The 18,651-nt window shown below is 40.1% G+C and carries 32 protein-coding genes; 5 read left to right on the forward strand and 27 right to left on the reverse strand.

The features are described from left to right. Positions 1–67: 67 nt before the first annotated feature. The 24 genes from rplO to ftsY all read right to left on the reverse strand — a co-directional run bounded on the left by rplO (position 68) and on the right by ftsY (position 12,712). Positions 68–502: a 50S ribosomal protein L15 gene (rplO, locus tag HMPREF2750_RS04780; protein ID WP_005695100.1), complete on the reverse strand. Its 435-nt coding sequence runs from the start codon at positions 500–502 to the stop codon at positions 68–70. Between the two features lie 4 nt (positions 503–506). Beyond that, positions 507–686 carry a 50S ribosomal protein L30 gene (gene rpmD, locus HMPREF2750_RS04785; protein ID WP_005543631.1) on the reverse strand — a complete coding sequence of 60 codons (180 nt, stop codon included), beginning with the start codon at positions 684–686 and terminating at the stop codon, positions 507–509. A 6-nt stretch (positions 687–692) separates the two neighbouring features. After that, positions 693–1,193: a 30S ribosomal protein S5 gene (gene rpsE, locus HMPREF2750_RS04790; protein WP_005695098.1), complete on the reverse strand. Its 501-nt coding sequence runs from the start codon at positions 1,191–1,193 to the stop codon at positions 693–695. A gap of 14 nt (positions 1,194–1,207) precedes the next feature. Continuing rightward, positions 1,208–1,561, reverse strand: coding sequence for a 50S ribosomal protein L18 (gene rplR / locus HMPREF2750_RS04795; RefSeq protein WP_005695097.1), 354 nt, complete (start codon positions 1,559–1,561; stop codon positions 1,208–1,210). A 13-nt stretch (positions 1,562–1,574) separates the two neighbouring features. Next, entirely contained in the window at positions 1,575–2,108 is a 534-nt protein-coding gene (gene rplF / locus HMPREF2750_RS04800; protein WP_070582844.1) for a 50S ribosomal protein L6, read from the reverse strand. A 15-nt stretch (positions 2,109–2,123) separates the two neighbouring features. After that, positions 2,124–2,516 carry a 30S ribosomal protein S8 gene (rpsH, locus tag HMPREF2750_RS04805; RefSeq protein WP_005625877.1) on the reverse strand — a complete coding sequence of 131 codons (393 nt, stop codon included), beginning with the start codon at positions 2,514–2,516 and terminating at the stop codon, positions 2,124–2,126. Positions 2,517–2,552: 36 nt separating this feature from the next. Next, complete coding sequence (gene rpsN, locus HMPREF2750_RS04810; RefSeq protein WP_007242504.1) at positions 2,553–2,858, reverse strand: 30S ribosomal protein S14; 306 nt, start codon at positions 2,856–2,858, stop codon at positions 2,553–2,555. A gap of 11 nt (positions 2,859–2,869) precedes the next feature. Then, on the reverse strand, positions 2,870–3,409 hold the full coding sequence (gene rplE, locus HMPREF2750_RS04815) for a 50S ribosomal protein L5 (protein ID WP_005695093.1): 540 nt from the start codon (positions 3,407–3,409) through the stop codon (positions 2,870–2,872). Between the two features lie 17 nt (positions 3,410–3,426). Further along, entirely contained in the window at positions 3,427–3,738 is a 312-nt protein-coding gene (gene rplX / locus HMPREF2750_RS04820; protein ID WP_005695092.1) for a 50S ribosomal protein L24, read from the reverse strand. Positions 3,739–3,751: 13 nt separating this feature from the next. Next, positions 3,752–4,123: a 50S ribosomal protein L14 gene (rplN, locus tag HMPREF2750_RS04825; protein ID WP_005619403.1), complete on the reverse strand. Its 372-nt coding sequence runs from the start codon at positions 4,121–4,123 to the stop codon at positions 3,752–3,754. A gap of 238 nt (positions 4,124–4,361) precedes the next feature. Beyond that, positions 4,362–4,619 carry a 30S ribosomal protein S17 gene (gene rpsQ / locus HMPREF2750_RS04830; protein WP_005695091.1) on the reverse strand — a complete coding sequence of 86 codons (258 nt, stop codon included), beginning with the start codon at positions 4,617–4,619 and terminating at the stop codon, positions 4,362–4,364. Beyond that, the gene (gene rpmC, locus HMPREF2750_RS04835) at positions 4,619–4,810 is read right to left on the reverse strand and encodes a 50S ribosomal protein L29 (RefSeq protein ID WP_014064571.1); all 192 of its coding nucleotides are present in this window, start codon (positions 4,808–4,810) and stop codon (positions 4,619–4,621) included. Before rpmC ends, rpsQ begins: the two co-directional genes overlap by 1 nt. After that, entirely contained in the window at positions 4,810–5,220 is a 411-nt protein-coding gene (gene rplP, locus HMPREF2750_RS04840; RefSeq protein WP_005695088.1) for a 50S ribosomal protein L16, read from the reverse strand. Before rplP ends, rpmC begins: the two co-directional genes overlap by 1 nt. Before the next feature lie 13 nt (positions 5,221–5,233). Continuing rightward, a complete protein-coding gene (gene rpsC / locus HMPREF2750_RS04845) occupies positions 5,234–5,941 on the reverse strand; it encodes a 30S ribosomal protein S3 (protein WP_005640982.1) in 708 nt (235 codons plus the stop codon). A 17-nt stretch (positions 5,942–5,958) separates the two neighbouring features. Further along, positions 5,959–6,291 carry a 50S ribosomal protein L22 gene (gene rplV / locus HMPREF2750_RS04850; RefSeq protein WP_005625897.1) on the reverse strand — a complete coding sequence of 111 codons (333 nt, stop codon included), beginning with the start codon at positions 6,289–6,291 and terminating at the stop codon, positions 5,959–5,961. Positions 6,292–6,302: 11 nt separating this feature from the next. Further along, entirely contained in the window at positions 6,303–6,578 is a 276-nt protein-coding gene (gene rpsS, locus HMPREF2750_RS04855) for a 30S ribosomal protein S19 (protein ID WP_005539416.1), read from the reverse strand. 24 nt (positions 6,579–6,602) lie between these two features. After that, on the reverse strand, positions 6,603–7,424 hold the full coding sequence (gene rplB / locus HMPREF2750_RS04860; RefSeq protein WP_014064570.1) for a 50S ribosomal protein L2: 822 nt from the start codon (positions 7,422–7,424) through the stop codon (positions 6,603–6,605). A 17-nt stretch (positions 7,425–7,441) separates the two neighbouring features. Beyond that, positions 7,442–7,741, reverse strand: a complete 300-nt coding sequence (gene rplW / locus HMPREF2750_RS04865) for a 50S ribosomal protein L23 (protein ID WP_005632756.1) — start codon at positions 7,739–7,741, stop codon at positions 7,442–7,444. Beyond that, a complete protein-coding gene (gene rplD, locus HMPREF2750_RS04870; RefSeq protein ID WP_005695085.1) occupies positions 7,738–8,340 on the reverse strand; it encodes a 50S ribosomal protein L4 in 603 nt (200 codons plus the stop codon). Before rplD ends, rplW begins: the two co-directional genes overlap by 4 nt. Before the next feature lie 15 nt (positions 8,341–8,355). Further along, positions 8,356–8,982 (reverse strand): 50S ribosomal protein L3, encoded by a 627-nt coding sequence (gene rplC, locus HMPREF2750_RS04875; RefSeq protein WP_005632753.1) that lies wholly within the window; start codon positions 8,980–8,982, stop codon positions 8,356–8,358. Positions 8,983–8,998: 16 nt separating this feature from the next. Continuing rightward, the gene (rpsJ, locus tag HMPREF2750_RS04880; RefSeq protein WP_001181005.1) at positions 8,999–9,310 is read right to left on the reverse strand and encodes a 30S ribosomal protein S10; all 312 of its coding nucleotides are present in this window, start codon (positions 9,308–9,310) and stop codon (positions 8,999–9,001) included. Positions 9,311–9,641: 331 nt separating this feature from the next. Continuing rightward, positions 9,642–10,574 carry a permease-like cell division protein FtsX gene (gene ftsX / locus HMPREF2750_RS04885; protein WP_070582846.1) on the reverse strand — a complete coding sequence of 311 codons (933 nt, stop codon included), beginning with the start codon at positions 10,572–10,574 and terminating at the stop codon, positions 9,642–9,644. 9 nt (positions 10,575–10,583) lie between these two features. Then, positions 10,584–11,240, reverse strand: a complete 657-nt coding sequence (gene ftsE / locus HMPREF2750_RS04890; protein WP_014064568.1) for a cell division ATP-binding protein FtsE — start codon at positions 11,238–11,240, stop codon at positions 10,584–10,586. A gap of 14 nt (positions 11,241–11,254) precedes the next feature. Beyond that, on the reverse strand, positions 11,255–12,712 hold the full coding sequence (gene ftsY, locus HMPREF2750_RS04895; RefSeq protein ID WP_070582848.1) for a signal recognition particle-docking protein FtsY: 1,458 nt from the start codon (positions 12,710–12,712) through the stop codon (positions 11,255–11,257). A 98-nt stretch (positions 12,713–12,810) separates the two neighbouring features. Between ftsY and rsmD the strand changes: the two genes are divergently transcribed. Then, the gene (gene rsmD / locus HMPREF2750_RS04900) at positions 12,811–13,395 is read left to right on the forward strand and encodes a 16S rRNA (guanine(966)-N(2))-methyltransferase RsmD (RefSeq protein WP_054418433.1); all 585 of its coding nucleotides are present in this window, start codon (positions 12,811–12,813) and stop codon (positions 13,393–13,395) included. A gap of 9 nt (positions 13,396–13,404) precedes the next feature. Continuing rightward, positions 13,405–13,881, forward strand: coding sequence for a tRNA (uridine(34)/cytosine(34)/5-carboxymethylaminomethyluridine(34)-2'-O)-methyltransferase TrmL (trmL, locus tag HMPREF2750_RS04905; RefSeq protein WP_014064565.1), 477 nt, complete (start codon positions 13,405–13,407; stop codon positions 13,879–13,881). Positions 13,882–14,306: 425 nt separating this feature from the next. On the opposite strand, the gene HMPREF2750_RS04910 is transcribed toward trmL, so the two are convergent. Then, complete coding sequence (locus tag HMPREF2750_RS04910; RefSeq protein WP_049373094.1) at positions 14,307–15,062, reverse strand: DeoR/GlpR family transcriptional regulator; 756 nt, start codon at positions 15,060–15,062, stop codon at positions 14,307–14,309. A gap of 21 nt (positions 15,063–15,083) precedes the next feature. Beyond that, a complete protein-coding gene (locus tag HMPREF2750_RS04915) occupies positions 15,084–15,710 on the reverse strand; it encodes a rhomboid family intramembrane serine protease (protein ID WP_070582849.1) in 627 nt (208 codons plus the stop codon). Positions 15,711–15,760: 50 nt separating this feature from the next. Here HMPREF2750_RS04915 and HMPREF2750_RS04920 point away from each other — a divergent pair, with 50 nt between their 5' ends. After that, the gene (locus tag HMPREF2750_RS04920; protein WP_049357240.1) at positions 15,761–16,078 is read left to right on the forward strand and encodes a DUF5389 domain-containing protein; all 318 of its coding nucleotides are present in this window, start codon (positions 15,761–15,763) and stop codon (positions 16,076–16,078) included. 101 nt (positions 16,079–16,179) lie between these two features. On the opposite strand, the gene pgdx is transcribed toward HMPREF2750_RS04920, so the two are convergent. Next, positions 16,180–16,905 (reverse strand): hybrid peroxiredoxin PGdx, encoded by a 726-nt coding sequence (gene pgdx, locus HMPREF2750_RS04925; RefSeq protein WP_070582851.1) that lies wholly within the window; start codon positions 16,903–16,905, stop codon positions 16,180–16,182. Between the two features lie 131 nt (positions 16,906–17,036). On the opposite strand from pgdx, the gene oxyR reads away from it, so the two are divergent. Together oxyR and fabR are read left to right on the forward strand one after the other, a co-directional pair. Next, on the forward strand, positions 17,037–17,942 hold the full coding sequence (oxyR, locus tag HMPREF2750_RS04930; RefSeq protein ID WP_070582853.1) for a DNA-binding transcriptional regulator OxyR: 906 nt from the start codon (positions 17,037–17,039) through the stop codon (positions 17,940–17,942). 25 nt (positions 17,943–17,967) lie between these two features. After that, on the forward strand, positions 17,968–18,591 hold the full coding sequence (fabR, locus tag HMPREF2750_RS04935) for an HTH-type transcriptional repressor FabR (RefSeq protein ID WP_054418423.1): 624 nt from the start codon (positions 17,968–17,970) through the stop codon (positions 18,589–18,591). The last annotated feature ends 60 nt before the right edge of the window (positions 18,592–18,651 follow it).

Below are 18,651 nucleotides of genomic sequence, written 5' to 3' on the forward strand. Positions count from 1 at the left end.
TTTTAGTTCACTAGTACCACTATTAGTACTTCTGCTTTGATAACCTGGTTGTTTAGCCATTTGCTAATTATTCCTCAACTGAACCGCCAGCAGCTTCGATTGCTGCTTTTGCACCTTTAGTTACACGTAAACCACGTACAGTAACTGCAGATTTCACTTCACCAGCTAAGATAACTTTAGCGAATTGAATATCTTTAGTTAAAATGTTTGCAGCTTTTAATGCTTCTAAAGTGACAACATTTCCTTCAACTTTTGTTAATTCGTTTAAACGAACTTCAGCAGTTACAGCTGATTTCATTGAAGTGAAACCAAATTTTGGTAAACGACGGTATAATGGCATTTGGCCACCCTCGAAACCACGACGAACACCGCCACCAGTACGAGATTTTTGACCTTTATGACCACGACCACCAGTTTTTCCTAAACCTGAACCAATACCACGACCAAGGCGTTTTGCGCTGTGCTTAGCACCTTCAGCCGGAGATAGAGTATTTAAACGCATTCTCTTACTCCTCCACTTTAACCATGTATGAAACTTGGTTAATCATACCACGTACTGCCGGAGTATCGATTAACTCAACAGTATGGTGCATATGGCGAAGACCAAGACCACGCAAGGTAGCTTTGTGCTTCGGTAAACGAGCAATTGAGCTACGAACTTGAGTTACTTTAATAGTTTTAGCCATTATCAATTACCCCAAAATTTCATCAACGGTTTTGCCACGTTTAGCAGCTACCATTTCTGGTGATTTCATATTTGCTAATGCATCAATAGTTGCACGAACAACGTTGATTGGGTTGGTTGAACCATACGCTTTAGAAAGAACGTTACGTACACCAGCAACTTCTAACACTGAACGCATTGCACCACCTGCGATGATACCTGTACCTTCGCTAGCTGGTTGCATAAATACGCGAGAACCAGTGTGAACACCTTTAACTGGGTGTTGTAATGTACCTTCATTTAAAGCGACATTAATCATATTGCGACGTGCTTTCTCCATCGCTTTTTGGATCGCTGCCGGAACTTCACGAGCTTTACCATAACCAAAACCTACGCGACCGTTACCATCGCCTACTACTGTTAAAGCAGTAAAGCTCATAATACGACCACCTTTTACAGTTTTTGATACACGGTTTACTGCGATTAGCTTCTCTTGCAGTTCACCAGCTTGTTTTTCGATGTTTGACATCTCAATTTACCTCATTAGAACTGTAGACCAGCTTCACGTGCAGCGTCCGCTAAAGTTTGGACACGACCATGATATTTAAAACCGGAACGGTCAAAAGCAACGTCTTTAACGCCTTTTGCTAATGCGCGCTCAGCAACAAGTTTACCTACTACTGCTGCGGCATCTTTATTACCGGTATATTTAACTTGCTCACGAATTGCTTTTTCAACAGTTGAAGCAGCGGCAAGCACTTCTGAACCGTTTGGTGCAATAACTTGTGCGTAGATATGACGCGGAGTACGGTGAATAACTAGACGAGTTACACCTTGCTCTCTCATCATATGACGTGCACGAGCTGCACGACGGATACGAGCTGATTTCTTATCCATAGTGTTACCTTAATTATTTCTTCTTAGCCTCTTTCATACGTACTACTTCATCAGAGTAACGTACACCTTTACCTTTATAAGGTTCAGGACGGCGATAAGCGCGAATATCTGCTGCAACTTGACCAATTAACTGCTTGTCAGCACCTTTTAAAACGATTTCCGTTTGTGAAGGGCATTCAGCAGTAATACCTGCTGGTAAAGTGTGCTCCACAGGGTGAGAGAAACCTAAGCTTAATGCAACTACGTTGCCTTTAACTTGAGCTCTGTAACCAACACCCACTAGTTGTAATTTCTTAGTGAAGCCTTCAGTAACACCGATAACCATTGCATTAACTAATGCACGAGCTGTACCCGATTGAGCATTCGCTCCAACAAAACCTTCACGTGGAGTGAAAGTAAATTGACCATTATCTTGTTTAACTTCAACTGAGTTATGAATTGTGCGAGATAACTCGCCATTTTTACCTTTTACTGTTAATAGCTGACCGTCGAGTTTAACTTCAACGCCGGCAGGAATATTAACAGGTGCCTTTGCAACACGAGACATTTTCCTACCTCTCTATTAAGCTACGTAACAGATGATCTCACCGCCTAAGCCCGCTTGACGAGCTGCACGGTCAGTCATAACACCTTTAGATGTAGAAATCACAGCAACACCTAAACCACCCATAACTTTTGGTAATTCGTCTTTACGTTTGTAAATACGAAGACCAGGACGGCTTACACGTTGGATGCTTTCCACAACCGGTTTGCCTTGGAAATATTTTAAAGTAATTTCCAATTCAGGTTTTGCACCTTCTAAAACTTTAACGCTTTCGATATAACCTTCAGCAGCTAATACGTTGGCAATTGCCACTTTTAGCTTGGAAGAAGGCATATTGATTGCAACTTTGTTCGCAGCTTGACCGTTACGAATACGAGTCAACATATCTGCGATTGGATCTTGCATACTCATTGTACTTTTTCTCCGATTCCAAAATAAAGTGGTATATTACCAGCTCGCTTTTTTAAGGCCTGGGATCTCGCCGCGCATAGCAGCTTCACGAACCTTAATACGGCTTAAACCAAACTTACGTAAAACGCCGTGAGGACGTCCAGTTTGGCGGCAACGGTTACGTTGACGACTAGGGCTAGAATCACGTGGTAAAGTTTGTAACTTCAACACTGCATTCCAACGATCTTCGTCAGAGGCATTGACATCAGAAATGATTTTCTTTAATTCAGCGCGTTTAGCGAAGAATTTTTCAGCCAATTTAACGCGTTTTACATCGCGTGCTTTCATTGATTGTTTTGCCATTATAACCTGCCTTATTTACGGAATGGGAAATTAAAGGCAGCAAGTAGTGCTTGACCTTCTTCATCATTCTTAGCAGTAGTTGTGATAGTGATATCTAAACCACGTACACGATCTACTTTATCGTAATCGATTTCAGGGAAGATGATTTGTTCACGCACACCCATGCTGTAGTTACCACGACCATCAAATGATTTCGCGCTTAAACCGCGGAAGTCACGAATACGTGGAACAGCAATTGTAATTAAACGTTCAAAGAACTCCCACATACGCTCACCGCGTAGTGTTACTTTACAACCGATTGGATATCCCTGACGGATTTTAAAGCCAGCAACAGATTTACGAGCTTTAGTTACTAAAGGTTTTTGACCGCTAATTGCTGCTAAGTCCGCTACTGCGTTGTCTAGCAATTTCTTATCGGTCAATGCTTCACCCACACCCATATTCAGGGTAATCTTTTCGATTCGTGGGACTTGCATGACAGATTTGTAGCCGAATTTATTTTTTAACTCGTTTACTACTTGATCTCTGTAGTAATCATGCAGTTTCGCCATCGCATTACTCCAGTTTGTTAGATAATTTCATTGTTAGATTTGAAGAAACGTACTTTTTTGCCGTCTTCGAATCTAAAACCTACACGGTCAGCTTTGTTTGTTTTTGGATTGAAAATCGCAACGTTAGAAGCATCGATAGCCGCTTCTTTTTTCACTAAACCACCAGCTTGTCCTAAAGCAGGAACTGGTTTTTCATGTTTAGTGATGATGTTGATACCTTCAACAAACACTTTACCGTTTGGTAACACTTTAGTTACCTTGCCACGCTTGCCTTTGTCTTTACCGGCAAGTACGATTACTTCATCGTTTTGACGAATTTTTGCAGCCATTTCTCACTTCTCCTTAGAGTACTTCTGGTGCCAAAGAAATGATCTTCATGAATTTCTCAGAACGAAGTTCACGAGTCACCGGTCCAAAAATACGAGTACCGATTGGTTGCTCTGTGTTATTGTTTAAAATTACACAAGCGTTACCATCGAAGCGAATGACTGATCCGTCTGGGCGACGAACACCCTTCTTGGTGCGCACAACAACTGCTTTTAATACATCACCTTTTTTAACTTTACCGCGTGGAATTGCTTCTTTCACAGTAACTTTGATGATATCACCAATAGCAGCATAACGACGGTGCGATCCACCTAGAACCTTGATACACATTACACTGCGAGCACCAGAGTTATCGGCAACATCCAGCATAGTCTGTTCTTGGATCATATTTTATGCTCCGTTAAGTTAATAATACACCCTTGCGGGACGAATCTATCCATGCCTTATAAAGATATATGGCGGATAGATGGCGGAGTTTACCAAAATCAAGCTATAAACGCAATCAAAATTTTATGCTTAAATCAGAGTGCTTAAAGTGCGGTCAAATTTTTATGACTTTTTAGCAAACTTTGGAAAGAAAAAAGCCAACGGTATAAACCATTGGCTTTTATTTTTAACTTGTTAATTAAGCAATAACTGCTTTCTCAACAACACGAACTAAAGTCCAAGATTTGGTTTTAGAGAGAGGGCGACATTCGCGAATCTCTACTACATCACCTAATTTGGCTTCGTTGTTCTCATCGTGTACGTGTAATTTAGTTGTACGACGGATAAATTTACCGTATAACGGGTGTTTTACCTTACGTTCAATAGCAACAACGAAAGATTTTTCCATTTTGTCGCTAACAACTTTACCTTGTACGCTACGAATTTTATCAGTCATTACTCACCCGCCTTCTCAGTTAAAATGGTTTTAACGCGTGCGATATCACGACGCACTTGTTTAGCCTGATGGGTTTGTTGAAGCTGACCGGTGGCTGTTTGCATACGCAATTTGAATTGTTCACCTAAAAGGTTCACTAATTCATCATTCAGCTCTTCAACACTTTTTGTACGTAAATCTTGAGCTTTCATTACATCACCGTCTTAGTTACGAAGGTAGTCTTGATTGGCAATTTAGCAGCTGCTAATGCAAATGCTTGTCTTGCGATCTCTTCAGACACACCATCCATTTCATAAAGTACTTTACCCGGTTGGATTAAGGCTACCCAGTACTCAACGTTACCTTTACCTTTACCCATACGGACTTCTAATGGTTTTTCAGTAATTGGTTTATCTGGGAAAACACGGATCCAGATTTTACCTTGACGTTTAACTGCACGTGTCATTGCACGACGAGCCGCTTCAATTTGACGAGCGGTTAAACGACCACGACCAACTGCTTTTAACCCGAATGTACCGAAGCTAACTTCAGTACCACCCGCGATACCACGGTTACGGCCTTTGTGAACTTTACGGAATTTTGTACGTTTTGGTTGCAACATTTAGCGTTTCTCCTTACTTACGACCTTTGCCACGCGGAGCCTTTTTAGGCTTGTCGGCAGGTTGTTGTTCTGATTGCGCAACTGCAGCCATTCCACCCAAAATTTCACCTTTGAAGATCCATACTTTAACGCCGATTACGCCGTATGTAGTATGAGCTTCTGCAGTGTTATAATCGATGTCCGCACGAAGAGTATGTAGAGGTACACGACCTTCACGATACCATTCAGAACGTGCGATTTCTGCACCACCTAAACGACCGCTAACTTCAACTTTGATACCTTTAGCACCTAAACGCATTGCGCTTTGTACTGCACGTTTCATAGCACGACGGAACATTACACGACGTTCTAATTGAGAAGCGATGCTGTCTGCAACTAATTTTGCATCTAATTCCGGTTTTTTCACTTCAGCAATGTTGATTTGAGCCGGAACGCCAGCGATTTGAGATACTGCGTTACGTAATTTTTCAACATCTTCACCTTTTTTACCGATAACGATACCAGGGCGAGCTGTGTGAATTGTTACACGAATACTTTTAGCTGGACGCTCAATAGTAATACGTGAAACCGAAGCGTTTGCTAATTCTTTAGTTAAGAATTTGCGTACTTTGAAGTCACCGTCAAGATTGTCGGCAAAATCTTGTGTATTCGCGAACCAAGTAGAGTTCCAAGGTTTTACAATACCTAGGCGAATACCATTTGGATTTACTTTTTGACCCATTGCTATTCCTCTACTTATTAACGATCTGACACAACCACAGTGATGTGGCTAGTACGTTTTAAAATACGATCTGCACGACCTTTAGCACGTGGCATAACACGTTTCATGCTAGGACCTTCGTCAACGAAGATTTTAGCAACTTTAAGATCATCGATATCTGCACCATCATTATGCTCTGCGTTAGCAATAGCAGACTCTAATACTTTTTTCACTAAAGCCGCAGCTTTTTTGTTAGTAAAAGTTAAGATTTCTAATGCTTGCGCAACTTTTTTACCACGAATTAAATCGGCAACTAAGCGAGCTTTTTGGGCAGAAGTGCGAGCGTAACGATGTTTTGCGATAGTTTCCATCTATTTACCTCTTATTTCTTAGCTTTCTTATCTGCCGCGTGACCGCGGTATGTACGAGTCGGTGCAAATTCACCTAATTTATGGCCGATCATTTCATCAGATACATAAACAGGAACGTGCTGACGACCATTATGGACTGCGATGGTCAATCCGATCATTGAAGGAATGATCATTGAACGACGGGACCAAGTTTTGATTGGTTTTTTATCCCCGCTTTCCACCGCCTTCTCTACCTTCTTCAACAAGTGTAGGTCAAGGAAAGGACCTTTCTTGAGAGAACGTGGCATGGCTTATCCTCTTATTAATTTAAATTATTTGCCACGACGACGTACAATGAATTTATCAGTACGTTTGTTGTGACGAGTTTTCTTACCTTTAGTTTGAACGCCCCAAGGAGTTACTGGGTGTTTACCAAAGTTACGACCTTCACCACCACCGTGTGGGTGATCTACTGGGTTCATTGCAGTACCACGAACTGTAGGGCGAATGCCTCTCCAGCGGTTAGCACCAGCTTTACCCAATACGCGAAGCATATGTTCTGAGTTACCAACTTCACCGATTGTAGCAACACATTCAGCTAATACTTTACGCATTTCGCCTGAACGTAAACGTAAAGTTACGTAGTTGCCTTCACGAGCGATGATTTGTACATAAGCACCAGCAGAACGAGCGATTTGACCGCCTTTACCTGGTTTTAATTCAACGTTATGTACTGTTGAACCAACTGGGATATTACGCATTGGTAATGAGTTACCCACTTTAATAGGTGAGTTAACGCCAGATTGGATTTGATCGCCAACTGACAAACCTTTAGGTGCTAAGATATAACGGCGTTCACCATCTTTATAAAGCACTAAAGCAATGTTAGCTGAACGGTTTGGATCATATTCTAAACGTTCAACAACCGCTGGGATATCTAACTTGTTACGTTTGAAATCGATTAAACGGTAATGTTGTTTATGACCACCACCGATGTGGCGAGTGGTAATACGACCATAATTGTTACGACCACCAGTTTTAGATTTAGTATCTAGAAGAGGCGCGTAAGGTTTACCCTTGTGTAATTCAGGGTTCACGATTTTAACAACGTGACGACGACCAGCGGAGGTCGGCTTACATTTAACGATAGCCATTCTCTAATTTCCTCCGATTACTCTGCACTGTCCACGAAGTCCAAGTTTTGGCCTTCGGCTAAAGTTACATAAGCTTTTTTCCAGTCGCTGCGACGACCCATTTTATTACCACGGCGTTTAGTTTTACCTTTAACAACCACAGTACGAACTGAGTCAACTTTTACTTCAAATAATTGAGCAACAGCAGCAGCAATTTCAGCTTTGTTCGCATCTAAAGCAACTTTAAGTACAACAGTGTTAGATTTTTCAGCATTGTTAGTTGCTTTTTCAGAGATGTGCGGTGCACGTAGCACGCTTAGCAAACGTTCTTGACTCATGCTAGGATCTCCTCAATTTGTTTCACAGCGTCAACAGTAACAATCACTTTATCGAAAGCGATTAAGCTAACTGGATCGATACCTTGAACATCACGTACATCAACTTTATATAAGTTACGTGCCGCTAAGAATAGATTTTCATCTAAACTTGCTGTGATAATTAACGCATCTTCAACTGCTAAATCTTTTAATTTTTGTACTAAAACTTTAGTTTTTGGTGCATCTAATTCGAATTTTTCAACAACAACCAAACGGTCTTGACGAACTAATTCAGAAAGAATGCTTTTGATAGCACCACGGTACATTTTCTTGTTCACTTTTTGGCTGTGATCTTGTGGTTTAGCCGCGAAGGTTGTACCACCAGAACGCCAGATTGGTGATTTGATATCACCAGAACGAGCACGACCTGTACCTTTTTGACGCCAAGGTTTTTTACCTGAACCAGACACTTCAGCACGAGTTTTTTGCGCACGAGTACCTTGACGAGCACCTGCTGCATAAGCAACAACAACTTGGTGAATCAAAGCTTCGTTAAACTCACGTCCGAAGGTAGTTTCAGAAACAGTTAGTGCGTTTGCACCTACAACTTGTAATTCCATCTCTATCTCCTAGACTTATGCTTTAACTGCCGGCTTAACGATAACATCGCCATTGATAGCACCAGGTACAGAACCTTTTACTAATAGCAATTTACGCTCAGCATCTACACGAACAACTTCAAGTGATTGAACGGTTACACGCTCAGCACCTAAATGTCCTGCCATTTTTTTACCTTTAAACACACGACCTGGAGTTTGGTTTTGACCAATAGAACCAAGTACACGATGTGATAAAGAGTTACCGTGTGTAGCATCTTGAGTACGGAAGTTCCAACGTTTAACACCACCTTGGAAACCTTTACCTTTAGAAGTACCAGTAACATCTACTTTTTTAACATCTGCAAAGATGTCAACATTGATTTCTTGACCTAAAGTGAATTCTTCACCTTCAGTACGAAATTCCCATAAACCGCGACCAGCTTCAACACCTGCTTTCACGAAATGACCTGCTTCAGGTTTAGTTACACGATTCGCTTTTTTAGAACCTGTAGTAACTTGAACTGCAGTATAGCCATCGTTTTCAAGAGTTTTAACTTGAGTTACGCGGTTGGCTTCGATTTCGATAACGGTAACTGGTACAGAAACACCGTCTTCATTGAAGATACGGGTCATACCAACTTTACGACCGACTAAACCAATCATTGTAATAACCTCTTAATTAACCTAGGCTGATCTGCACGTCCACGCCGGCAGCCAAATCTAAACGCATTAATGCATCAACAGTTTTTTCTGTTGGCTCTACGATATCTACTAAACGTTTGTGTGTACGAATTTCGTATTGATCACGCGCGTCTTTGTTCACGTGTGGAGAAATCAACACGGTGAAACGCTCTTTACGAGTTGGTAAAGGGATTGGACCACGAACTTGTGCACCAGTACGTTTAGCTGTTTCTACGATCTCCGCAGTAGATTGATCGATCAAACGGTGATCGAAAGCTTTTAAGCGGATACGGATTCTTTGGTTCTGCATTAGACCAGAGCTCCAATAAAATTTAGCTAATAAAAAACTAACACCAATCACAATTCTAACTTCAAAATAGAAAAGGAGGTGTAAGTTACCTGTTATATAGTCTCCAAATCGGAAACATTGTTAGTATTACATATCGTAATACTCGTTTAATAAATGATTACATTAAACGGCTTTCAATATCTGAAAGCCTGTGGATATTACACAAAAACACCTAATTATGCAAGCTTTTTGTTCAATTAATTTCCACATACAAAAAAGTGCGGTCATTTTCCCGAATGTTTTTCAGATGAAAACACGACAAAAAATGACCGCACTTTAATATAAATGAAATTTATAGTTTATTATCTAACATTGCAATATGTCTTGTTGCAGCAATCCAAGCACCAACATAGCCCATAATCAAGCAGCTGACTAATAAGAAGATTAGCTCACCAACACCTAATCCATTGAGCTCAAATGTGACCGCAAAGATATCTGTCACATACTTCACCGCCGAAGTAAAGTACCCGACAATAAGACTGCTAAACAGCGCTGTAACCAATCCACCCAATACGGCATAAATCATGCCTGTATAAAGATAAGGACGAAGAATGAATTGATCCGTTGCGCCTAATAGTTTCATCACATCAATACTTGCTCGGCTACTATAGACATCAGAGCGAATACTATTTCCGATAACAAGGAATACCGCAATAGTCATCAAAACCGTGCAGAAAATTGCCACATGCGCAAATAACCACGAAAGTGCGGTCAATTTTTCCATCCAATCGTTATCTAAACGAACTTCTTGCACACCTTTAATTTTATTTAAGTTGGTACGTAATTCTGCTCGTTTTTCAGATGCATTAAAGTCTTTAGACGGCTTCACCATCACGACTGCCGGTAATGGATTATCATCTAAAATCTCTAATTCTTCACCAAAACCAGACCAACTTTTAAATTCTTTTAAGCTTTCTTGGCGAGAAACATAATTTAAAGATTCCACGCCTTCTTGTTGACGGATTTTTTCCACCACTAAGTTAGCATCTTCTTCACTTAAATTTTTGTGTAAGTAGATTGTGAGTTCGCTTTCCGGATAAAATTGAGTCGTCGCTAAATGTAAATTTTTCCATAACAAATAGCTCACCGTTGGAATCGTTAAAGACACGGCAATGACTAAAATTGTTAGCAATGTACCAAATTTACGTTTTACTAAATCGCCCCAAACAGAACGCAAAGTATAGGCAGTTTGCGCGCCAAAAGAAGCATCAATACGTCTTGTCATTTTTTATCCTTAATAGCGTAAATAGCCTTGTTCAAGTACAAGACATGGTTTTGGTTTTTTTTGAATTAAATTGATATCGTGTGTCGCAATCAAGACTGTCATGCCTAAACGATTAAACTCTTCAAAAAGATTAAAAATCCCTAAGGAAAGTTCATCATCAAGATTGCCAGTCGGCTCATCCGCTAATAAAAGTTGCGGTTTATGTACGATTGCACGCGCGATATCTACGCGTTGTTGTTCCCCACCTGAGATTTGTGGCGGCATATAATTCGCTTTACTGCGTAAACCCACGCGATCTAACGCAACCAATGCACGTGTATGCGCTTCTTTCGGGTTCATGCCAGCAATAATCAATGGCAACGCCACATTTTCTGCCACGCTACGATCCGTTAATAAACGGTAATCTTGGTGAACCATACCGATTTGACGACGTAAAAATGGGATTTCATATTTAGACAAACGCGTAATATCATGACCATTAAACCAAATATTACCGGCATTCGCCTTTTCCATTCCCATGATTAATTTAAGCAAGGTACTTTTACCCGCGCCAGAATGCCCAACAAGATAAGTCATACTTCCGACAGGCAGATGAAAATTCAAACCCTGCAAGGCCGGCTGAGTCGCACCGTGATAAGCTTTAGAGACATTTGAAAATCGAATCACTTTATTATTCCTTTTTATTCTTCATTTTCGTGAACAAACAATGCTTCAATAAATTCTTCCGCATTGAATTCGCGTAAATCTTCAATCTTTTCACCCACACCAATATAACGAATTGGTAAATTAAACTGATCTGCAATGGCGAAAATTACCCCACCTTTTGCTGTACCGTCTAACTTGGTTAATGAGATACCGGTTAGTCCAACTGCTTCATCAAAGAGTTTCGCTTGGCTAATTGCATTTTGTCCTGTACCCGCATCAAGAGTAAGCATAATTTCGTGCGGTGCGGTTTCATCGTATTTTCTCATGACACGAACAATTTTCTTCAATTCATCCATGAGATTATTTTTATTTTGTAAACGTCCTGCCGTATCTGCAATTAAAATATCAATGTTACGTGCTGCGGCAGATTGCATCGCATCAAAAATCACCGACGCAGAATCTGAACCCGTACTTTGTGCCACCACCGGAATATTATTACGCTCACCCCATACTTGAAGTTGTTCTACTGCTGCCGCACGGAAAGTATCCCCTGCTGCTAACATGACTGATTTACCTTCATTTTGGAATTTACGAGCTAACTTACCAATTGTGGTTGTTTTACCTACACCGTTTACGCCAACCATTAAAATAACATACGGTTTTTTAGTGGTATCAATAACTAGCGGCTGCGCGACAGGTTTTAAGATCTCCGCCATTTCAACTTTAAGTTGTTGGTAAAGTAATTCCGCATCTTGTAATTGTTTACGACTTGCATGCTCCGTTAAATTCTTAATGATTTTATTAGTTGTTGGCACGCCAATATCGGCAATTAAAAGTTGCTCTTCCAACTCATCAAACAAATCATCATCAATTTTCTTGCCTAAAAAGAAAGAACGGAAACCCGCACCAATATTTTGTTTGGTTTTGAGTAAGCCTTTGACTAAACGACTGAAAAAGCCACCTTCACTTGGTTTTTCTTGCGTTTCGGTATTGATATCTGAACGTAATTCGTCTTTAACATCGTCAACAATTTCAGGCTCAATCTTAGCTTCAACCACAGGAAGATCTTCAATGACATTATCTTGTTCAATAATGCTTTCTGCTGGCTCTGCTGTAGGAAGTGCGGTAGCAATTTCTTCTGTTTTTACCGTTTCTTCGTCAATTGTTTCAATCACCGGTGTATCTAAAACAGGTTCAACATTGACCGCACTTTCAGGTGAAATCACTTCTTCGACGATAGGTTCAAGGTGCTCAACAACGACCTCTTCTGCTTTATCTTCTTGCAGTTGTTCAGCTAATTCCTGTAATTCTTCCTGTTCAACTTGTTCTAATTGAACGTTCTCTTCAGCGTGAACAATTTCTTTCTCAGGCGAAACATCAGCAGGTTCTACAGATGGCTCTTCAATAATTGGCTCAATTTTTTGTTCTTCTTGCTTTTTATTGCGACCAAAAAGGGAGGCCCAAAATCCACCTTTTTTCTTTTCTTCTGACATAAATTCTTCTCTTAAACACAAATCTGTAAAAAATACTGCCTATTCTAGCAAAAAATCGTCTAAACTAAGCACAATTTTCACTAAAAATCTGTTTCTTTATGAAAAAAATGCAAGTTCAAAATGCAAAAGGCGAAGTTCGAATCATCGCGGGTCTTTGGCGTGGACGAAAATTACCAGTTTTAAATGCTGAAGGTTTGCGTCCAACAGGCGATCGCGTAAAAGAAACCTTATTCAACTGGTTGATGCCTTACATTGTGGATAGCCATTGTCTTGATTGCTTTGCGGGCAGTGGATCACTTGGTTTTGAAGCCCTTTCTCGCCAAGCGAAACAGGTGACGTTTTTAGAGTTAGATAAAAATGTGGCAAACCAATTAAAGAAAAACTTGCAAACTCTAAAAACAACGAGTGAACAAGCTCAAGTGATCAATCAAAATAGTTTAGAATTTTTAAAACAAGTGCAAAATCAACCGCACTTTGATGTGGTATTTTTAGATCCACCTTTTCATTTTGGCTTAGCAGAACAAGCAATTGCTCTCTTGGAGGAAAAGAATTGGCTGTTACCCCATGCGTTGATTTATGTTGAAACAGAAAAAGATAAACCGCTTAGCGTGCCTGACAATTGGCAATTATTAAAAGAAAAAACTACAGGTATGGTGAGTTATCGCCTGTATCAAAAAGATTAGGAAATGATTATGTTAGATATTGTGTTATACGAACCTGAAATTCCACAAAATACGGGAAATATTATTCGCCTTTGTGCCAACACCGGCTTTCGCCTTCATTTAATCGAGCCACTTGGCTTTACATGGGATGATAAAAAATTACGTCGCTCAGGTTTGGATTATCATGAATTTGCTGAAATCAAAAAGCACAAAACCTTTGAAGCCTTTTTAGAAAGTGAAAAACCTAAACGTCTTTTTGCACTTACAACCAAAGGCAGCCCCGCACATAGCGAAGTGCAATTTGAATTAGGCGATTATTTGATGTTTGGCCCTGAAACACGTGGTATTCCTATGTCTATTTTAGATAAGATGCCAATGGAACAAAAAATCCGTATTCCTATGACCGCAAATAGCCGTAGTATGAACTTATCTAACTCGGTAGCCGTGACGATTTATGAGGCGTGGCGACAACTTGGTTATGAAGGTGCAGTGAATTTAAATCGATAAAAAATCAGTAAAATAGCCGCTTATTTTCTAAACAAAAATAAGCAGCTTTCTTTTTGCATTTAATTTGTGATCTCGATCACATATTTATAATTTCAAGGTTCCCTTTTTACCAAAACAGCAGTATAAATAAATTACATTTAGAGAGGGATCTCGATGTACCCACTTGATCTATCAAGCTCTTGTCTTTCTTGACTCTTCAAGCAAACCTTCCCCGTAGTCCTAAATAAAGAATTGGCAGTCGAATGATTTGCCTTCCGTTTTTATCCCTAAAATTTAACAACTATTGCAGCAAAATTAGTTTCATCTCACATCAATAAGGAGGTTGGGTGAATGAAGTTAATTTTGAATTGGTCGAAACAGCAGTGGCTAAGCACGGATGCTTACAAAAAAAGTGCGGTCAATTTTGGCCGCACTTCCTATTTCTATCATTTGCAAATCACTAACTTTGTATTGCTATTTTCTAAATAATCTGCAATTTGTTTTGGCACATCATCGGTGAAAAGGTAATCCACATCTTTAAGCTCACCTAACCGTACAATCGCTTGTCGAGAGAATTTCGAATGGTCGGTCGCTAATAACGTTTGGCGAGAGCTTTCTATAATGGCTCGTTTAACTTGGACTTCATGGTAATCATAGTCCAACAATGAACCATCAAGGTCAATTGCACTAATGCCCAGAATTCCAAAGTCTAACCGGAATTGCGAAATAAAATTAACCGTTGCCTCACCAATAATGCCCCCATCCTTACGTAAGGAGCCACCCGCCATTGTAATATCAAAAGTTTCATTTTGGCGTAATAAATGAGCGGCATTGATATTATTTGTCACAATGCGTAACCGTTCATGGTTTAACAAGGCACTTGCAACAGCTTCAGGCGTGGTTCCAATATCAATAAATAAGGAGGCACCATTTGGAATACGTTTTGCCACTTCACGAGCAATGGCACTTTTTTGGGAAGGGAAAAATTGTTTACGTTCAATGTAATCAGAATTTTCTGCGGTAGAAGAAGGGGCCGCACCACCATGATGACGACGAATTAAATCTTGTTCAGCAAGGATATTCAGATCGCGTCTAATGGTCTGTGGGCTGACTTCCAGTTCGATAACCAGCTCTTCTGTACTGGCATACCCTTTTAGCTTCACAAGCTCAATAATTTTCTGATGGCGTAATGATTGCTTCATATAAATGCCTATAAATTTGAATTAGCTAAACGATTTAGCCTTAATTTTACTCTGCAGAAATCCCCAAACCAATCCTAAGATAAAGCCTGAAATGTGGGCAGCGTTGCCTATATTAATACCAAAAAGCGGACTAATAAAGCCAAATACAAGCCCTACCAGCAACATCGTGAAAAAGCCTTCTGGTAAGTCAAAGCTATGTGGGTGCAATTTGTCCACCACCAACACATAACCTAACACGGCATAAACGACACCAGATAACCCGAAAAAGGCTGGACCGGTAAAGTAATTCTGTACAGCACCACTCACTGCGGCAGACACTAAGACCAATAATAAAAAATGGAAAGAACCAAATCGGCGCTCAATCGCGCCACCAAATAACCAGAACCACGAAAGATTAAATAAAATATGGGGTACCGACAAATGAACAATAGCATGGGTGAAATAGCGCCATACTTCCTGATCTTCCCAAGAATAAGCCGGATAATGGAATAAATCCATCATTGGCTCTTCAAATCCGATATTCTGCAAGAGATAAATCACCGCGCAAAGTGCGGTCAAAATAAACGTAATTTTTTTCTTTCTTAATAGACGTTTCACCAATTTTCTCTCTTGAATCCCATCAGTTTCGCTACCAAATAAAGGCTGCATTTGCTATATTCCTTTTTCATTTAATTTTTGTTCATCATATAAGGTTCATTATGAAAAAACAAACTATGCCGACAGGATTTAGCAGCTTCGCTTGGGGAATTGCGGCATTTTGTTTACCCATTTTACTGTGGCCTATGGCATCTTTGCTTTCTACTTCTTTTGTGAAAAACCCTACACTAAGCGATTTTCAGATCGATCTTTTCTCGATTATCTTTTGGGTTTACCCCTTTGTTTTGGTTTTGATTGCACGTTTACTTTATAAGTTGCATCAGCACAAACCTAAACTTGCCGTAAAATTATTACTGCTAAGTGCGGTCATTTTCTACGTCGTTTTAATCTCGGTTTGCTACATTGGTTTTAACGCTTAAGAACATAACAATACAATAGACAACAAAAAAGGGAGCTTTCGCTCCCTTTTAAATTATGTTCCTAATAATCAAAAATATAAAAAATTCCTACCTGCAATCAATTATGCAAAGTATTTTTCTAAATCGTCGCTACCGCCGATGTGTTTACCACCGATAAATACTTGTGGCACAGTTGCACGACCAGAAACCGCACGTACACTCACGATAGTTGCATCTTGACCTAATACGATTTCTTCAAAGCTTAAACCTTTATCACGTAAAAGTTGTTTTGCTTTCGCGCAATATGGGCAGCCTGGTTTTGTGAAGATAGCGATTGATTCTTGCACTTGGAAATCTGGTGCAATGTATTTCAACATGGTATCAGCATCAGATACTTTAAACGGATCGCCTGGCTCATTTGGTTCAATAAACATTTTTTCCACTACGCCATTTTTCACGAGCATAGAATAGCGCCAAGAACGTTTACCAAAACCTAAATCATCTTTTCCAACTAACATGCCCATACCTTCAGTGAAAGTACCGTTGCCATCTGGAATAAATTTTACATTGTGTGCTTCTTCCGCTTCTTTCCAAGCATTCATAACGAAAGTATCGTTTACAGACACAACTAAAATATCATCTACACCATGTTTTTTGAACACTGGCGCAAGTTCGTTATAACGTGGTAAGTGAGAAGATGAACAAGTTGGCGTGAATGCACCTGGTAATGAGAAAACAACAACTGTTTTGTTATCAAATAATTCAGATGTGGTCACATCAACCCATTGATCGCCTTGGCGAGTGCGGAATGTAACTTGTGGAACTTTTTTTCCTTCCATATTAGACATAATGTGTCTCCTCTGTGAGTAAAATTAATTTATCCTAAAAACTTGATAGGCATTATAGAAAGTTTTGTGATATAGTCATAATCAATTAATTCTATCCTTTTAATTGACATATTCTATAAAGTGAGAACCCTATGAATATTCGTGATTTAGAATACTTAGTAGCCCTTTCCGAGTTTAAACATTTCCGTCGAGCGGCGGATTCTTGCAATGTTAGCCAACCCACTTTAAGTGGCCAAATTCGCAAACTCGAAGATGAATTAGGCATTATTTTACTTGAACGTACGAGCCGTAAAGTACTCTTCACGCAATCTGGTATGTTACTTGTCGATCAAGCTCGCACTGTATTACGTGAAGTAAAATTACTTAAAGAAATGGCTAGTAATCAAGGTAAAGAAATGACGGGTCCATTACACATTGGACTCATCCCAACTGTTGGTCCTTATCTACTACCCTACATTGTACCAACATTGAAAGAAACTTTCCCTGATCTTGAAGTATTTCTTTACGAAGCTCAAACCCATCAATTATTAGAACAATTAGAAACGGGCCGCCTAGATTGTGCGATTGTCGCTCGCGTACCCGAAACTGAAGCGTTTATCGAAGTGCCTATTTTTGATGAAAAAATGTTACTGGCAGTTTCAGAAGAACATCCATGGGCTTCAGAAACCAAAATATCTATGAATACCTTAAAAGGTCAAGAAATGCTCATGTTAGATGACGGTCATTGCTTACGTAATCAAGCATTGGATTATTGTTTCACGGCTGGAGCGAAGGAAGATTCTCACTTCCAAGCCACTAGCCTTGAAACGTTGCGTAATATGGTGGCAGCTAATGCAGGCATCACCTTTATGCCAGAACTTGCTGTATTAAATGAAGGCACACGTGCAGGTGTAAAATATATTCCTTGTCATTCGCCAGAACCGTCTCGTACTATTGCTCTCGTTTACCGCCCAGGTTCACCATTACGTAATCGCTATGAACGCGTTGCAAGTGCGGTCAGTGAACAAGTTAAATCGATTTTAGCGAATAAAAAATAATTTATCATAAGCTGAGGAAAACCCAATGGCTGGTGTTCGAGCAATTCAAAAAGAAAAAACCCGTCGAGCTTTAATTGACGCTGCATTCAATCAATTGAGTGCAGAAAAAAGCTTTTCTAATTTAAGCTTGCGTGAAGTTGCCCGTGAAGCGGGCATTGCACCAACTTCTTTCTATCGCCACTTTAGCGATATGGATGAGCTCGGATTAGAAATGGTAGATGAAGCAGGTTTAACCCTCCGTCAATTAATGCGCCAAGCGCGTAAACGTATTGATGCAGGTGGCAGTGTGATCCGCGTATCCGTGGAAACCTTTTTTGAATTTATAACTCACAGCACCAACGTGTTCCGTTTGCTCTTACGTGAAAGTTCGGGCACATCTCAGGCTTTCCGTACTGCAGCCGCTCGTGAAATCAAACACTTTGTTGATGAATTGGCTGAATATATTGCGAAGAAAAATCACTACTCGCAATATGTGTCTTATGTTCAGGCTGAGGGAATGGTAACCATCGTATTCACGGCAGGTTCCAACGCTTTAGACATGACAAAAGCTGAACAAGATTTACTAAAAGAGCGTGTTATTTTACAACTTCGCATGCTGGCGAAAGGCGCGGACTTCGCATCTCATAAAGAAAAAATGATGCGAAAATAGACCGCACTTTTAGACTAAAACAAAACACCCGCATCTCTGCGGGTGTTTGTTTATCTCAAG

This window comes from Haemophilus sp. HMSC066D02 (assembly GCF_001810545.1).
GTDB lineage: Bacteria > Pseudomonadota > Gammaproteobacteria > Enterobacterales > Pasteurellaceae > Haemophilus_D.

What these genes read in the sequence shown, in the direction of transcription:
- rplB (WP_014064570.1), bottom strand. Translation starts at nt 7,424, where the DNA reads ATGGCTATCGTTAAATGTAAGCCGACCTCCGCTGGTCGTCGTCACGTT.
- rpsN (WP_007242504.1), bottom strand. Translation starts at nt 2,858, where the DNA reads ATGGCAAAACAATCAATGAAAGCACGCGATGTAAAACGCGTTAAATTG.
- rplR (WP_005695097.1), bottom strand. Translation starts at nt 1,561, where the DNA reads ATGGATAAGAAATCAGCTCGTATCCGTCGTGCAGCTCGTGCACGTCAT.
- rsmD (WP_054418433.1), top strand. Translation starts at nt 12,811, where the DNA reads ATGAAAAAAATGCAAGTTCAAAATGCAAAAGGCGAAGTTCGAATCATC.
- HMPREF2750_RS04920 (WP_049357240.1), top strand. Translation starts at nt 15,761, where the DNA reads ATGAAAAAACAAACTATGCCGACAGGATTTAGCAGCTTCGCTTGGGGA.
- HMPREF2750_RS04915 (WP_070582849.1), bottom strand. Translation starts at nt 15,710, where the DNA reads ATGCAGCCTTTATTTGGTAGCGAAACTGATGGGATTCAAGAGAGAAAA.
- rpsH (WP_005625877.1), bottom strand. Translation starts at nt 2,516, where the DNA reads ATGAGTATGCAAGATCCAATCGCAGATATGTTGACTCGTATTCGTAAC.
- rplX (WP_005695092.1), bottom strand. Translation starts at nt 3,738, where the DNA reads ATGGCTGCAAAAATTCGTCAAAACGATGAAGTAATCGTACTTGCCGGT.
- rplW (WP_005632756.1), bottom strand. Translation starts at nt 7,741, where the DNA reads ATGAGTCAAGAACGTTTGCTAAGCGTGCTACGTGCACCGCACATCTCT.
- rplO (WP_005695100.1), bottom strand. Translation starts at nt 502, where the DNA reads ATGCGTTTAAATACTCTATCTCCGGCTGAAGGTGCTAAGCACAGCGCA.
- ftsY (WP_070582848.1), bottom strand. Translation starts at nt 12,712, where the DNA reads ATGTCAGAAGAAAAGAAAAAAGGTGGATTTTGGGCCTCCCTTTTTGGT.
- rplD (WP_005695085.1), bottom strand. Translation starts at nt 8,340, where the DNA reads ATGGAATTACAAGTTGTAGGTGCAAACGCACTAACTGTTTCTGAAACT.
- ftsX (WP_070582846.1), bottom strand. Translation starts at nt 10,574, where the DNA reads ATGACAAGACGTATTGATGCTTCTTTTGGCGCGCAAACTGCCTATACT.
- rplV (WP_005625897.1), bottom strand. Translation starts at nt 6,291, where the DNA reads ATGGAAACTATCGCAAAACATCGTTACGCTCGCACTTCTGCCCAAAAA.
- rpsC (WP_005640982.1), bottom strand. Translation starts at nt 5,941, where the DNA reads ATGGGTCAAAAAGTAAATCCAAATGGTATTCGCCTAGGTATTGTAAAA.
- rpsS (WP_005539416.1), bottom strand. Translation starts at nt 6,578, where the DNA reads ATGCCACGTTCTCTCAAGAAAGGTCCTTTCCTTGACCTACACTTGTTG.
- HMPREF2750_RS04910 (WP_049373094.1), bottom strand. Translation starts at nt 15,062, where the DNA reads ATGAAGCAATCATTACGCCATCAGAAAATTATTGAGCTTGTGAAGCTA.
- rplP (WP_005695088.1), bottom strand. Translation starts at nt 5,220, where the DNA reads ATGTTGCAACCAAAACGTACAAAATTCCGTAAAGTTCACAAAGGCCGT.
- rplC (WP_005632753.1), bottom strand. Translation starts at nt 8,982, where the DNA reads ATGATTGGTTTAGTCGGTCGTAAAGTTGGTATGACCCGTATCTTCAAT.
- rplN (WP_005619403.1), bottom strand. Translation starts at nt 4,123, where the DNA reads ATGATCCAAGAACAGACTATGCTGGATGTTGCCGATAACTCTGGTGCT.
- rpmD (WP_005543631.1), bottom strand. Translation starts at nt 686, where the DNA reads ATGGCTAAAACTATTAAAGTAACTCAAGTTCGTAGCTCAATTGCTCGT.
- rpsQ (WP_005695091.1), bottom strand. Translation starts at nt 4,619, where the DNA reads ATGACTGATAAAATTCGTAGCGTACAAGGTAAAGTTGTTAGCGACAAA.
- pgdx (WP_070582851.1), bottom strand. Translation starts at nt 16,905, where the DNA reads ATGTCTAATATGGAAGGAAAAAAAGTTCCACAAGTTACATTCCGCACT.
- fabR (WP_054418423.1), top strand. Translation starts at nt 17,968, where the DNA reads ATGGCTGGTGTTCGAGCAATTCAAAAAGAAAAAACCCGTCGAGCTTTA.
- rplE (WP_005695093.1), bottom strand. Translation starts at nt 3,409, where the DNA reads ATGGCGAAACTGCATGATTACTACAGAGATCAAGTAGTAAACGAGTTA.
- oxyR (WP_070582853.1), top strand. Translation starts at nt 17,037, where the DNA reads ATGAATATTCGTGATTTAGAATACTTAGTAGCCCTTTCCGAGTTTAAA.
- rpsJ (WP_001181005.1), bottom strand. Translation starts at nt 9,310, where the DNA reads ATGCAGAACCAAAGAATCCGTATCCGCTTAAAAGCTTTCGATCACCGT.
- rplF (WP_070582844.1), bottom strand. Translation starts at nt 2,108, where the DNA reads ATGTCTCGTGTTGCAAAGGCACCTGTTAATATTCCTGCCGGCGTTGAA.
- rpmC (WP_014064571.1), bottom strand. Translation starts at nt 4,810, where the DNA reads ATGAAAGCTCAAGATTTACGTACAAAAAGTGTTGAAGAGCTGAATGAT.
- rpsE (WP_005695098.1), bottom strand. Translation starts at nt 1,193, where the DNA reads ATGTCAAACATCGAAAAACAAGCTGGTGAACTGCAAGAGAAGCTAATC.
- trmL (WP_014064565.1), top strand. Translation starts at nt 13,405, where the DNA reads ATGTTAGATATTGTGTTATACGAACCTGAAATTCCACAAAATACGGGA.